Origin of the sequence: Nocardia sp. NPDC050408 (genome assembly GCF_044458905.1) — a bacterium.
GTDB lineage: Bacteria > Actinomycetota > Actinomycetes > Mycobacteriales > Mycobacteriaceae > Nocardia.
Genome location: NZ_JBITIL010000004.1, coordinates 106,557 through 119,227, shown reverse-complemented (window position 1 = coordinate 119,227; position 12,671 = coordinate 106,557). Strand labels below are relative to the sequence as shown.

Annotated in this window: 13 protein-coding genes and 1 pseudogene; 4 read left to right on the top strand and 10 right to left on the bottom strand. The window is 63.7% G+C overall.

The genetic code is table 11. The features are described from left to right. Positions 1–13: 13 nt before the first annotated feature. The 3 genes from ACIBJI_RS13765 to ACIBJI_RS13755 all read right to left on the bottom strand — a co-directional run bounded on the left by ACIBJI_RS13765 (position 14) and on the right by ACIBJI_RS13755 (position 2,368). Positions 14–349, bottom strand: coding sequence for a calmodulin (locus ACIBJI_RS13765; protein WP_364349606.1), 336 nt, complete (start codon positions 347–349; stop codon positions 14–16). A 162-nt stretch (positions 350–511) separates the two neighbouring features. Next, on the bottom strand, positions 512–1,543 hold the full coding sequence (locus ACIBJI_RS13760) for a MauE/DoxX family redox-associated membrane protein (protein WP_397084337.1): 1,032 nt from the start codon (positions 1,541–1,543) through the stop codon (positions 512–514). Between the two features lie 219 nt (positions 1,544–1,762). Next, on the bottom strand, positions 1,763–2,368 hold the full coding sequence (locus tag ACIBJI_RS13755; protein WP_397084335.1) for a TetR/AcrR family transcriptional regulator: 606 nt from the start codon (positions 2,366–2,368) through the stop codon (positions 1,763–1,765). Positions 2,369–2,460: 92 nt separating this feature from the next. Here ACIBJI_RS13755 and ACIBJI_RS13750 point away from each other — a divergent pair, with 92 nt between their 5' ends. Then, positions 2,461–3,309, top strand: coding sequence for an alpha/beta fold hydrolase (locus ACIBJI_RS13750; protein WP_397084333.1), 849 nt, complete (start codon positions 2,461–2,463; stop codon positions 3,307–3,309). 33 nt (positions 3,310–3,342) lie between these two features. Beyond that, complete coding sequence (locus tag ACIBJI_RS13745; protein WP_396954887.1) at positions 3,343–4,221, top strand: alpha/beta fold hydrolase; 879 nt, start codon at positions 3,343–3,345, stop codon at positions 4,219–4,221. Here the strand turns inward: ACIBJI_RS13745 and ACIBJI_RS13740 are convergent. The 3 genes from ACIBJI_RS13740 to ACIBJI_RS13730 all read right to left on the bottom strand — a co-directional run bounded on the left by ACIBJI_RS13740 (position 4,218) and on the right by ACIBJI_RS13730 (position 7,081). Next, entirely contained in the window at positions 4,218–4,874 is a 657-nt protein-coding gene (locus ACIBJI_RS13740) for a winged helix-turn-helix transcriptional regulator (RefSeq protein WP_397084331.1), read from the bottom strand. The two genes, ACIBJI_RS13745 and ACIBJI_RS13740, sit on opposite strands and share 4 nt — an antisense overlap. A gap of 193 nt (positions 4,875–5,067) precedes the next feature. Then, entirely contained in the window at positions 5,068–5,919 is an 852-nt protein-coding gene (locus tag ACIBJI_RS13735; RefSeq protein WP_397084329.1) for an alpha/beta fold hydrolase, read from the bottom strand. Between the two features lie 70 nt (positions 5,920–5,989). Then, on the bottom strand, positions 5,990–7,081 hold the full coding sequence (locus ACIBJI_RS13730; RefSeq protein ID WP_364360238.1) for an alkene reductase: 1,092 nt from the start codon (positions 7,079–7,081) through the stop codon (positions 5,990–5,992). A gap of 242 nt (positions 7,082–7,323) precedes the next feature. Between ACIBJI_RS13730 and ACIBJI_RS13725 the strand changes: the two genes are divergently transcribed. Beyond that, positions 7,324–8,031 carry an SDR family oxidoreductase gene (locus tag ACIBJI_RS13725; protein WP_364360235.1) on the top strand — a complete coding sequence of 236 codons (708 nt, stop codon included), beginning with the start codon at positions 7,324–7,326 and terminating at the stop codon, positions 8,029–8,031. 49 nt (positions 8,032–8,080) lie between these two features. Here the strand turns inward: ACIBJI_RS13725 and ACIBJI_RS13720 are convergent, their stop codons facing one another. From ACIBJI_RS13720 to ACIBJI_RS13705, 4 genes and pseudogenes are all read right to left on the bottom strand, one after another. Beyond that, positions 8,081–8,737, bottom strand: a complete 657-nt coding sequence (locus ACIBJI_RS13720; protein WP_396954883.1) for a winged helix-turn-helix transcriptional regulator — start codon at positions 8,735–8,737, stop codon at positions 8,081–8,083. A 70-nt stretch (positions 8,738–8,807) separates the two neighbouring features. After that, positions 8,808–10,286, bottom strand: coding sequence for an amidase (locus tag ACIBJI_RS13715; RefSeq protein WP_364359966.1), 1,479 nt, complete (start codon positions 10,284–10,286; stop codon positions 8,808–8,810). Further along, positions 10,276–11,152: pseudogene (locus ACIBJI_RS13710) on the bottom strand (SDR family NAD(P)-dependent oxidoreductase). The gene ACIBJI_RS13715 and the pseudogene ACIBJI_RS13710 overlap by 11 nt, the downstream one beginning before the upstream one ends. 313 nt (positions 11,153–11,465) lie before the next feature. Beyond that, entirely contained in the window at positions 11,466–12,074 is a 609-nt protein-coding gene (locus ACIBJI_RS13705; protein WP_396954882.1) for a TetR/AcrR family transcriptional regulator, read from the bottom strand. Between the two features lie 94 nt (positions 12,075–12,168). Between ACIBJI_RS13705 and ACIBJI_RS13700 the strand changes: the two genes are divergently transcribed. Then, positions 12,169–12,525: a hypothetical protein gene (locus ACIBJI_RS13700; protein ID WP_397084327.1), complete on the top strand. Its 357-nt coding sequence runs from the start codon at positions 12,169–12,171 to the stop codon at positions 12,523–12,525. Positions 12,526–12,671 lie beyond the last annotated feature (146 nt).

The following is a 12,671-nucleotide window of genomic DNA, read 5'->3' as shown; positions in this document are numbered from 1 at the left end:
TACGGCGTCGCGATCAGCGGATCTCTCGAGTAAGTCGGGACGACCACGGACACCAGAAGCAACCCGGTAGGAAAGCACCGCAAGCCTCGTCCAGGTGATCCTCGAGGTAGGAGATTGACGAGTCACAGACCTCGATCGCCATGGTGAAGAAGGTGATCGTGTCCGGGTCGAGGTGGAAGCTCCAACCCGGGTTGTAGTCGACCTCCTGCTTCCTGATGCGTCCCATGACATGGATCGACATCTGCTCATCGCCAGACAGGATCCGACGCGCTTCCTCGATGCGCTGTTCGTTATTGAGCCGGATGACGAATTCCTTGCCGGAATAATCGGTGAATGCGAAGTCCGCCATGACATCTCCCTGCCAAAAGTGGTGGATGGGGGTCGCGCGCGGTTCTGCATCGATGCACTCAGCATCGTATCGACGGGAGAGCACTGTTGTATACGAAAATCTCTGTGCGACAAACAATTTCGACTGGCAGCCGGTTTTCGACGTAGCTAACCTGGATGAGGGTCAATTCCGACCCTGGTTAGCGGCGTGGTGGCCGTTGCTTCGAGAGGAAAGCTGGGCTCGGATCGATTTCCCGGCGAGGATCAACTCACGGATCGCGATAGCGCCCCGCGCGACAGGCGCGGCGACCCGGCCCTCAGCGTCGATCAGCACAGCCGACGGTGTGCCGCGGACGCGATATCGCAGCGCCGCCTCGTTGCCCTGCTGCACCAGCGACGGGATCTCGCCCAGACCTTGTTCGACACCCCAAACTGCCTGCTCATCGGCATCACCGTTTCCGACGACGACCATGGTCATGGCCGTGCGCGCCCGCCACCGCGGCAGCTCGCGGGCCAGCGCGGCGCACATCTCACAGCCCGGGTGCACAAACACCAGCAGCACTGCCCGGCCACCCGAGAGCAGATCCGCGAGGTTCGTGCGGGCACCCGCTACATCGAGCAACTCGAACTCCGGCGCGACCGAGCCGACCGGCAAACCCTCGGCCCCCAGCGTCGAGAGCGCCTGCTCGTCCAGCCGACGCCGCAGCGCGCCGACCTGGGCGACCAGCCACCCGAGGACCCCGCACAGCAGCGCACCGAATGCGAGCCCCGTCGCGGCATCGGCAGCCAGTCCGGCGGGCACCGAGGGACGGGCCAACGCGCCCCACAGGACCAACGCCGCGAGCATCATCAGCACACCGTTGCGCACGATGCTGCGCGCGCCGATCGGCGTCGTACTCGCCGCGCCGAAGCATGAGCATGCGGGACGCTTGCCGCGCCGCAACAAGCCGACCATGACCACCGTGAAGACCATCAGCAGGAGCAGCGCGCCGACCGCCGCCGCGACGGCCGTCCACGACAGGACGACGCCGACCGCCAATACCGCCTCGACGACCGGCAGCCCCCACGCCACGGCGGGCACCCACCGCATCGGCACCTCGAACTCCCCCACCGCCTGCCGCGTACCGGCGCGATCGGCCAGCTTCCCCCAGGCCGACAACCCGAACACCACGGCGAGCGCCAACCGCGTAACCCACACCCCGTATTCGATCAGCATGGGCCGCACCCTCCCACATCCGCGGTTATTCGAATTCGGAATCGCCGGAAGAGTATTCGAGGTGTTGCGAAGGTCTACTCTTGTCAGAAGCATTTTCATGCCCGGCTGATTTCGCTGTGTCCCACCTGAGCGCGCACGTCTCGACACTGGCGGCATACTGAAAACCGCTGATGACCTGTCTTTAGAGCAGTGGCGGGCTCGGTGTCGGCGGCTTGCTGGTCAGGCAAATTCGTGCGTTGCTTGGTTTATGAGTGCCTCGGCTGTTGCTCGGGCGTGCGTCCAGGGTGCCGGATCGTTGAGGGAGGTGGATAGCGCGGCCGCCCCCTCGTATAGGACGGCGAGCTGGTTGCCCAGCAGCTCTGGGTCTGCGGCGCCGACTCGTCGGGCGAGTTCGGTGAGTCCGTCGATGTAGTGCCGCTTGTGCGCGTGGATGATGTCTTGAACACCGGGCATGGCCTCGGCTGCCTCAACCGCCGCATTGTGAAATGGGCAGCCACGCATCGGTGTATCCGCGGCATCGGGGGTGTCGAATAAAGCGAGCAGCAGCGCACGCGGGTTCGAATCGGAGTCCGCTGACGGCTCATCGGTTAGGTTGCCCGCGGCTTGACGGAGCATGCGCAGATACTCTTCCACCAACGCGGTCTTACTCGGGAAGTGTTGGTAGAGAGTTCTTTTCGACACGGATGCTCTGGTCGCGATCAGCTCGACACCAGTGGTGTTGATGCCCTCGGTGTAGAACAGTTCGGCAGCTGCCTTCAGGATGCGCTGACGCGCGCCACGCCCTCCCCGACGGGTTGGTTCCTGAGTATCGGTGAGCGAAGTCATGAAGCAAGTATACCGATCTGTTTACAAGTTGGACGCTCGAGGGTAGGGTCACCATTGAAAGTACACTAATCGGTTTACAATAGGAGGAAGTCATGACTAGTGCCAGCGGCACCTTGTACAAAGATGCGCCGTCGAAATCCGTGCTGGTCGGTACAACGCGGTTCGCGTACCGCGAGTTGGGGCCCGATACCGGCGTACCGGTGATCTTCTTGAATCATCTGGGTGCGAATCTGGACAACTGGGACCCCAGGGTGGTCGATGGCATCGCATCCAGGCATCGCGTGATCACCTTCGACAACCGTGGGGTCGGCGCATCCGAGGGCGCGACACCGGACTCGGTCGAGGCGATGGCAGGCGATGCTGTCGCCTTCATCCACGCACTCGGTTTCGATCAGGTCGACATTCTGGGATTCTCCCTGGGCGGCTTCGTCGCGCAGGTGATCGCTCGCGAAGAGCCCGAACTGGTGCGAAAGCTGATCCTCGCAGGCACTGGCCCAGCGGGAGGTGACGGCATCCTCAACGTCACCTCGGTGACCTACCGCGACACATTCAAGGCAGTAGCCACCCTCAAGGACCCGAAAGAGAATCTGTTCTTCACCAAAACCGCGCACGGCAAATCGGAGGCTCGCGCGTTCGTGAACCGGTTGAAGGAACGCAGCGTCGACCGCGACAAGGCGATCACACTGCGCGCCTTCCGCACTCAACTCAAAGCCATCCACGCATGGGGCGCACAAGAGCCAACCGACCTCGGCGGTATTCAGCACCCCATCCTCGTAGCCAACGGCGACGACGATCGAATGGTCCCGACCAGCAACTCCTTCGACCTACAACGACGCCTGCCGAACGCGACGCTCCGCATCTACCTCGACGCCGGACACGGCGGCATCTTCCAATACCACGACAGGTTCGTCGCAGAGGCACTCGAATTCCTGGCTTCCTGAGACCGGCGCGCGCCGAAGTAGGAGATCGCCCGTATGTTCACCGAATTCACCACCCACGACATCGATGTCGAGGGTGTCCGCATTCACGCACGTGTAGGCGGTGAGGGGCCACCTGTACTGCTGCTGCACGGCTACCCCCAGACCCATGTGATGTGGCGTGAGGTGGCAGCAGCGTTGGCGCAGTCGCACACCGTCGTCGTATCCGACCTACGTGGGTACGGCGACTCCGGCAAGCCTGCCTCGGAAACCGATCATTCGTCGTACGGCAAACGCGCTATGGCCGCGGACCAGGTCGGATTGATGACAGCTTTGGGGCACAACCGTTTCGCGATCGTCGGTCACGACCGCGGCGCCCGAGTCGCCCATCGACTCTGCCTCGACCACCCCGAACATGTCGATAGAGCCGCGGTTCTCGACATCGCCCCCACCCGACATGTTTTCGCGAACGTGGACCGCGCCTTGGCAACCGTCTACGACCACTGGTTCTTCCTCGCCGAGGAACCCGATCTGCCCGAAGTTCTCATCGGCGGCGCGCCCGAGTATTTCGTGCGCCGAAAGCTCGACCAATGGTCCGGCCCGGGCGCGGTATTCGACGAAGAGGCGATATCGGAGTACGTGCGCTGCTTCAGCGATCCCGAGGCGATCCGGGCGAGCTGCGAGGACTACCGCGCTGCGGCCTCCGTCGATCTCGAACACGACGAAGTCGACGCCGCGGCAAGCCGTCGCATCACCTGCGCACTGCTGGTCCTATGGGGCGCACACGGCTTTGTCGGAACTCACTATGACGTGCTCGAGGTATGGCGTCGATACGCCGACGACCTCCGCGGCCACGCTTTGGACTGCGGGCATTTCCTCCCGGAGGAAGCCCCCGAGCAGACCATCGACGCGTTGCGCGATTTCCTGGCGAGCTAGCGGGAGCCCATCAGGCTGTAGGCGTGAAGAAAGGATTGCAGCTCGTCGTCGCCCTCGACCGTGATCGCGCCGGATTCTATGGCATCGGCTGCATTGATCTCATCGTTCATCAGCGCGATAAGTGTCGAGACATCGGTATTCAGACAGACTTTGGGCAACGTCGGCGCCGTTCCCGGTCGCAAAATGACTCCATCCGCCGAGGGCCCTATCCACGCGGACTCGTCGCCGACGTTGAACTGCACGACGCCGCCGAACCGATCGACGGCATCAGGCTCGGCACGCGCCAATATCCCCTGGACCACCCATTCCGCGCGCGTCATATCCGCGGCGTCGAATGGTGCACCATGCCTGAACCCCCATGCCGCGAGCTGACCGAGCGCCGGCCGCAACTCTTCGCCGACGCTGGTGAGGGCGTAAGCCGCGACCGGCGCCGGCGGCCCGAGCACCGTGCGCTCGATCAAGCCCGCCCCTTCGAGGCTTTTGAGACGACTGGCCAGCAGGTTGGTACCGATGCCCGGCAGTCCCTCGGCCAGGTCCCTGTATCTCCGTGGCCCCATACCCAGGTCACGCAGGATCAGAAGAGTCCATCGATCACCCAGGATGTCGAGCGCACGAGCAAGACCGCAGTTCTGGCCGTACGTGCGAGGTTGCATAACCATAGTATAGTAAATACTTCATTTTTATGTGTCATGGCTGCTGGCAGCCGATCGAACGTTCGCACCATGCCCAAAGAAGCCTGGCCGCCGCTCCCGACTGAAAACGAATCGGGAGTTTCGTCGAATGTCGTGAACGCTGACGAAAACGTTGTTCACGCAGATCGACTCACAGACAGCGCCGAATAGCAGCTCAGTCCGCGAGGAAAGATTTGACTTCTGCCGTGAACTCCTCGAGGTGCTGGAACAGGAATGCGTGGCCGGCGTCGCTGTACAGCACCAACTTGGCCGACGGCAGGTGTTCAACCGCGGAGTACGACGCGAAGGCGTGGATCATGACGTCGTGCATACCGTTGGCGTAGAGCACAGGTTGCCGGATGGTCGCGAGCCCCGCGACAACCTGCTCCCACGGAGTCGCCAACGCCGCGACGATTGCTTGGAGCTGACCCATCGCGGCCGCCTCGCTGACTACCGGGGCGTCGGCCGGCATCATGTCCGAAACCTTGTCGAAGTGTTCGAGCCCCAGCTTCCGAGCCCCTTCGGTTTCGGGATAGAACAGGTACAACATGTCATCGAGGTCGGCATCCGGCTTGGCCATGATTCCGAGGACCCGCTCGCTCATGGTCGGCATGTTGGGGGCGAGGCCCGATCCACTGCCCGCAACGATCAACTTGCGGACGAGATCGGGTCGGGTGAGCGTGACCGCCTGCGCGACGACACCACCGAAGGACCACCCGAGAAGGTCGACCTCGGTCAGCCCCAGCGCTTCGATGAATTCGATCGTGCCCGCGGTGAATCCCTCGACGGTGGTGAGAGCTTCACCGCCGGTGTATCCGATACCGATGTTGTCGAACAGGATGACGTCGCGCTCGGCGGCGAGGATGTCGAGGAACTCCGGATCCCACCAGTCGACGGTGGCACGGAAGCGGTGCACGAGCACGAGCGGAACTCCGCCGCGCGGGCCCATGCGGCGGTAGGTGAAACGACCCGACGCGGCATCGACATGCAGGTTCTCGGCGGTGTTGACAGGTGTGTAGGTACTCATATCGTTCTCCTCGGGTGTGGTGCGGGATCGGTTGCGCGACTACCAGCTGCGGGATGAAAAATCTTGCGGCTCAGGCGATCTCCGCGAGACTCGGATAGTCGGTGTACCCGCGCGAGTCGCCGCCGTACAGGGTGGTGAAGTCCACCGCGTTCAGCTCCGCGCCAGTGCGCCAACGCTCTACGAGATCGGGATTGGCGAGGAAGGCACGCCCGACGACAACGGCGTCAGCCACGCCCTTGTCCAGCAGCTCCTCGACCGTCTCCAGCGACGTCGCCACCGGTGTGGCACCGAGGTTCAGCAGCACCGAGCCGCCGAATCGCGTGCGGAGGTCGCGGACGAGCGGTTCGAGAGACTCGAACGGACTGGCCAAAATGCTCAGGTACGCCGGACCTAACGGCGCGATCCCATCTACGACCGTCTGATAGGTCTGGTCGAGGTCGGCACCAGGCACCTCGCCGATGCCGTTCAACTGATGGCCGGGCGAGAGCCGCAGGCCGACACGGTCAGCGCCGATCGCCTCGGCGACTGCCCTGACCACGTCGATGACGAACCGAGCCCGATTCGCCGGCGTGCCGCCGAATTCGTCGTCGCGGAGGTTGACCGTCGGATCGAGGAACTGGTGCAGCAGATAGCCGTTCGCACCGTGGATCTCGACGCCGTCGAGACCGGCACGGATCGCGTTGCGGGCGGCCTCGACGAACTCGGCGATGATTCCGGCGATTTCACCGGTCTCGATGGCCCGGGGCACATCGTGATCGACCATGCCGGTCAGCGTGAATATCTGGCCTGGAGCTTGGACAGCGCTGGGCGAGATCGTGTCGACACCGCCCTTGTTGCTGGCATGAGCGACCCGCCCGACGTGCATCAACTGAGCCACGATCGTGCCGCCGGCGCCGTGAACGCCATCGGCGACGAGGCGCCATCCGGCGACCTGTTCGTCGGTGTAGAGCCCGGGCACAGTGGGGTAGCCCTGGCCGACGGCACTGGGTGCAGTGCCCTCCGTGACGATGAGCCCGGCTTCGGCTCGTTGGGTGTAGTACTCGGCGTTCATCGCCGTGGGCACGTTGCCTTCCCCCGCGCGGCTACGAGTCAGTGGCGCCATAACGAAAGACTGCGGCAGGTCCCAAGGTCCGATCCGTACCGGTTTGAAAGCAACAGACATGCGGTGATCCTCCTGATTAGGGGCTGGGATGACGAACGACGACAGCACTGCAGCTGATTGTCACTTTAAAAAACGATAGTCTTTAGTATCTGATTTAGCAACGCCGCAGATGGCAGGTACTTCAATGTCTAGCGACGTTTACGTAAGTCGAGCGGCGACATGGACGCCCATTGCGAAAGGCGCGCCATCCGGGTAGCTTCACTAAAGTACACCGAACGGTTTACTTAATCCAGGAGGACAGCATGACTTCGCTCGCCGATCAAACGGTGCTCGTCACCGGAGCCAACCGCGGCATGGGCCGCGAGTACGTCGAGCAACTACTCGGCCGTGGTGTGGCGAGGGTCTACGCCGCCGCCCGCGACCCACAGACAATCCACGTGGCGGACCCACGCATCGTTCCGCTGCAGCTCGATGTCACGAATGCGATGTCGATCGCCGAAGCGGCCGCGACCGCAACCGATGTCAGCGTTCTGATCAACAACGCCGGTATCGCCCGCGGGGCCTCGGTGCTCGACCGGTCCACGGCCATGCTTCGCGCGGAGCTCGAGACGAACCTGTTCGGTCCACTTGCGCTGGCTTCCGCATTCGCCGATCGAATCGCCGAGCGTTCCGGCGCCATCGTCAACGTCTCGTCGGTTCTCGCATGGCTTCCCATCGGCGCGAGCTATGGCGTATCGAAGGCGGCGATGTGGAGCGCCACGGACTCGATGCGCACCGAACTCGCCCCACGCGGGGTCCAGGTGGTGGGCGTCTACATGGGACTCGTCGACACCGACATGGGCAAGTTCTCGGATTCGCCGAAGTCCGATCCCGCAGATGTCGTTCGCCAGGTACTCGATGGCATCGAGTCCGGCGATGCGGAGGTACTGGCCGACGAGCTCAGCCGCCAGGCACGCACCTGGTTGAGCGACCCCGTGCAGGAACGGGTCGCGCAGCTGATGAGCAGCTGAGGGACGCCGACGCGGCGTGTGTCGCGGATGAGCATTGAAGCTCATCCACTCACAGAGCCGCTGTGAACTCCCGGGTGGTGGCCGCGAATGCCGTGAACAACTTCGGAAGACCTGTCCCCTTGCCCAGCACGCGGGCCGCACCGACGCGGCGGGCCTCCGCCAAGGTGACCGCGCCCATGGTCAACGCGATGAAGGTTGCGGACGAACAGTGGAGCCTGACCGGCGACTCCGACTCTGATTCCCCGGACGCCACCGACAGCGCAGACTCGCGAACGCTCATCGTGAAGACCTCGGGAGTGTGTACGACGCACACGAGATTCAGACCAGACAGCAGATTCGGGGAGACCGCTCCCGTCATACAGAGCGCGACCATGTCGGGTCGGGCCGTTTCCGGCTCGATTCCCTCTGACATCAGACCGAGTCCCCAGAGCCCGAAGCCGATGACGGGCGTCCGCAGTCCCTCACCGAACTCGGTCAACGCGTAGGCACCGCTGGATGCCTTCGCCACGACGCCGACCCCTTGGAGCCGACGAAGCCGGCTCGTCAGGCGGTTCGGTCCGGCGGCCGGCAGCTTCGCACCGAGTTCGTTGAAGCGCTTGGGTCCGAGGAGCAACTCCCGAATGATCAGCAAGGTCCATCGTTCGCCGAGCACGTCCAAAGCGCTCGCGAGCGGACACCCTTGTCCGTACAGGCGACCCGTCTCCACATGACTGAGTGTAGGGACGGCCAGGAGTCGGCTAGGCACCGCCGTGGCGCTTGGGCCGGTGCCGTCACAGTCACGCGCCATAGCCATCAGGGCGGAGATACCCGCCGAGTCGCTCGCCCAAAAGTGCCGCGAACTCGATCGTGGTCAGATCGCCGCCGGCGGGTCCCATCGCTTGCAGGCCCACCGGCAGCCCGGATCTGCCGAGACCAGTGGGAATCGTCGTGGCAGGCGCTCCGGCGATATTGGCGATGGCACACCATTTGACCTGGTCCCAGTAGGAGCGGGCCTTGCCGTCGACCTCGAATCGCCGACCGAACCGGTCGATCAACTTGTTGTGGTGCACAGGTGCCGCTGTGGGAGTAACCGGCATGAGCACGATGTCGAACTCGCTGAAGAACTCGTACCACCCCTCCCGTATTTCCTGACGCTTGGCGTCCGCCTGCATCCAGGCATAGTGCGACTGGAACGTGCCTCGAAAAGCGCGCGTGGCCGCTCCTCGTGGGTTCTGCGCGATACGCACCGCCATCGCGGCACCAGAGGCCGGGGTGATGCCGGTGCGATCGCCCGACAACTGTCCGTACACCAGTGGCTCGAAGACTCTATGCGACTCGCCGATACTGACCGGCAGCGCGGCAGGCTGGATCTGGACCTTCGCGCCCGCCTGCTCCAAGACGTCGATCGCGTTGATCATGGCGGCGTTGACCTCGGAGTCTATTGGGCAGTCCGGATCGTCGAACCAGACCGCGACGCGGAAGTCGCTCAGAGTGGTGGCTCGGGGGCCCGCAAGCCGATACGTAAAGCCGCCGTCACGCGCCAACGCGCCGGTGGTCGCCTCCAGGACGGGAATCAGGTCACGCGCGTCGCGTACCTGAGCGCCGGCGCAGGCAAGGTCGGGCTCAGCCCACCGGCCGGTCCCAGGACCTGGTGGGAGGTGGCCCACCAGCGGGATCGACCGCCAAGTCGCTTTGTGCCCGTACAAGCCGACAAAATGCGACGGGATCCGAGTCGAGCCACCGATTTCCGAGCCGAAGTCGAAAGCGGTGAGCCCGGCGGCGGTCGCCACCGCCCCTCCCCCAGCAGAACCACCCGATGTGCGTGAGAGGTCCCACGGATTGTTCGTCGGACCGAAAACAGGATTGTCCGCCTGCACGTCCTGATTTCCGGGCGGCATATTCGTCTTGCCCATGATGATTGCCCCGGCTCGGCGAAGCCGCGCAATCGGCTCCGCGTCCCGGGTCGGCACATGGTTGACGAGGTCGCGCCGACCGCACGCGGACCTCATGCCTGCCGTCTCGTAACTGTCTTTCGCGGTGATGGGCAATCCGTGCAGCGGTCCCAACGACTCATTGCCGCTGACCCGCTCCTGGTCCGCCTTGGCGGCCTCGGCGCGCGCACGCTCGACATCCAACGTGATCACCGAGTTCAGGCGACGGTCGTGCTTCTCGATTCGCTGCAAGTAGAGGTCGACGAGTTCGCGACTGGAAACCTCACCGCTGCGCAGATGTGCCAGTAGCTCGTGGGCGGGTGCGAAGGCAAGATCATCCGACATGGTTCCTCCGAGGGAGTTCGTCGACAGCGGCAAGATTCTCGAGTTGGGCAAGGGCTCGCTGCACGGTGACATCGCGCGCAAGTTTTCCGTCGACGATCGGTCCGGCCAGACCACGAAGGGCTGCGACTGGCCGCCAGCGTCCAGGGATAGTGATGGCGCGTTGCCGACGTTCCAGTCCGTCGGCGATCGCGGCGGCCGCGGTTTGCGGCTGAATTCGTTTGAGGATGAACTTGGGCATCGCGGCAAGCAGGGCGAGTACATGGGGATCCGCGTCCACGCCCTGTCGGATCATGTCGGTCTGGATAAGTGAGAAATAGGCCGTCATGGCAGACGCGCCATGCCTGGCCAACTCGACACCGAGGCCCCGGCCCAGTTGCTCGACGGCGGCCTTGCTCATCGCGTAAGGGATAGCGCCCGCGCCGTTGATGTAGGCGAATACCGAACTCACCAGGACGATCTGTCCCCGGTTCTCGATCACCGATTCCAGCGTGGCCGACACCGTGTTGACAACTCCATCGACGTTGACCGACAGAACATTTCCCACTTGTCGCGGTGTCAGTGCGCGGAAGGTGGCACCACGCCCCAGAACGCCGGCATTGGCGATCACGACGTCGATACGCCCGAACACCTCATGCGCTCGCCGCACAGCTTCCTGAACGGAATCGAGTTGGGTGACATCGCATTTCAGCGCCAACACTTGCCCGCTGGGCAGTGTGGCCCGCAACTTGTTGCGCTGCAGCCAGATCAATATCCGCCAGCAACACCCGCGCTCCACGCCCAACCAGGGCTGCGGCGGTGGCCGCACCCAACCCGCGACCGGCTCCGGTAATCAGGACGACCTTGTCGGAAAGCGAATAACGTGTCATGTCACCACTCCTCGACGAGTTGCGACGAAGGGGACAGCATCGCCAGGGGAGCAACCAAAGATGTTGCTGCGCAGTATTTTCCGTATCGGGCCACGGTCTGGTGCAGTGCACCATAAAGCCGGACTCGATCCGCGAGCGATGCATGACGACGATACGTCGATGACGGTTGCATGTGACGCACGCTACAGGCCAGTATACGAAATGTATAGTGACTCTCTGACCGCGCGACACTCCTCGCGTCATGACGCGACGCACACTGGCTATTCCTCGGCACACGTGATGGCGGCTCGATTGCCACACCGCCATCCCGCCGTCAATGTGCGGTTCGCAGCACGCTCCACCACACCTCGGTGATTCCGGCGATGGCCGAGGGGTCGTCAAGGCCCGTTGTGCCGCGGACGGCCTGCTGATAGCACATGCGCTCGGTCATCCAGATCAGCGAGGTGGCAGTAGCCGCGGCTTCGGCCTCACCGAAACCCTCGGCCCGGAGTCGCTCCCGTGCGATATCGACGAACCGGCCGAGAATTCCGTCCCAGTAGGCGGCGATGCCCTCGTCGTAACCGGCCGCCTCGATCACGGCCCGCAACAGGGTGGCGCGTTCATGGAAGGTCGCGAGTATGCCCTGCACCGATGTCATGACCTGATCGCGCGTGATAGGGCCATCGACCGCCAGGAACGGTGCGATAGCTACCAGCACCTCGTCGCCGCCCTTTTCGACGAGGGCCAGCAACAACTCGCGACGATCTTCGAAGTGCGCGTAGAACGCCGTCCGAGTGCGGCCTGCACGTTCCGCGATGCGACTGACGTTGAGATCCGCATACGAAGCGCCCTCCTCGAGCAGCGCCTCGGTGGCGTTCAGGAAAGCGAGTTCGGTAGCACGCCGACGCGGATCGTCGCGGGTGCGTTTGTCGAGGACGGCCACCGAGACAGGCTATCGCGGGCGCCCAACTCAGCCAGAAATGAGTGACTGCTTGTGATGACACTGTGTCCGTTTTAGGCTCGCCAACGACGAGCCGATGGTAGCGATCGTGCACGGCATCGTGCGCCCTCGCGAGCTGACGAACTTCATTCACAACAACCTGCACGCCGCCAGTCGCGCCGCCCATCACCCCGGCCACCGCGGCAGTGTCGACGTGTCGTCGAAATTGCCGTTCGAACACACCTCGATCAGCCTGTGGAAGACACTCGCCCTGGCCCAGGACTACGCATATTCACCGGGCGGACACGCCAAGGCTTTCGAGCATGCCCTGAAGACCAACACGCACAAGGTCGGGTGCTTCCTACGAATACGGCCACTGGCAAGCACCGGACACCTGGGGATCTACGCTCCGGCCTTTCCGAAACTGCCGGCGGCCAACCGCGGCGGACTCTGAGGACCTCGACGCCCGAGGTCCGCTGCGGCCGCAGCCCTCGCGAAACAACGCCTCCGCAGCGCGAGCCAGAAAACACCGGCCACCAGGTCGCACACTCCCCCGATAGGTGATTCACATGAAGGTGACCGTCGACTACACGAAATGCA

What these genes read in the sequence shown, in the direction of transcription:
- ACIBJI_RS13765 (WP_364349606.1), bottom strand. Translation starts at nt 349, where the DNA reads ATGGCGGACTTCGCATTCACCGATTATTCCGGCAAGGAATTCGTCATC.
- ACIBJI_RS13730 (WP_364360238.1), bottom strand. Translation starts at nt 7,081, where the DNA reads ATGTCTGTTGCTTTCAAACCGGTACGGATCGGACCTTGGGACCTGCCG.
- ACIBJI_RS13745 (WP_396954887.1), top strand. Translation starts at nt 3,343, where the DNA reads ATGTTCACCGAATTCACCACCCACGACATCGATGTCGAGGGTGTCCGC.
- ACIBJI_RS13750 (WP_397084333.1), top strand. Translation starts at nt 2,461, where the DNA reads ATGACTAGTGCCAGCGGCACCTTGTACAAAGATGCGCCGTCGAAATCC.
- ACIBJI_RS13700 (WP_397084327.1), top strand. Translation starts at nt 12,169, where the DNA reads ATGGTAGCGATCGTGCACGGCATCGTGCGCCCTCGCGAGCTGACGAAC.
- ACIBJI_RS13735 (WP_397084329.1), bottom strand. Translation starts at nt 5,919, where the DNA reads ATGAGTACCTACACACCTGTCAACACCGCCGAGAACCTGCATGTCGAT.
- ACIBJI_RS13755 (WP_397084335.1), bottom strand. Translation starts at nt 2,368, where the DNA reads ATGACTTCGCTCACCGATACTCAGGAACCAACCCGTCGGGGAGGGCGT.
- ACIBJI_RS13760 (WP_397084337.1), bottom strand. Translation starts at nt 1,543, where the DNA reads ATGCTGATCGAATACGGGGTGTGGGTTACGCGGTTGGCGCTCGCCGTG.
- ACIBJI_RS13725 (WP_364360235.1), top strand. Translation starts at nt 7,324, where the DNA reads ATGACTTCGCTCGCCGATCAAACGGTGCTCGTCACCGGAGCCAACCGC.
- ACIBJI_RS13715 (WP_364359966.1), bottom strand. Translation starts at nt 10,286, where the DNA reads ATGTCGGATGATCTTGCCTTCGCACCCGCCCACGAGCTACTGGCACAT.
- ACIBJI_RS13740 (WP_397084331.1), bottom strand. Translation starts at nt 4,874, where the DNA reads ATGCAACCTCGCACGTACGGCCAGAACTGCGGTCTTGCTCGTGCGCTC.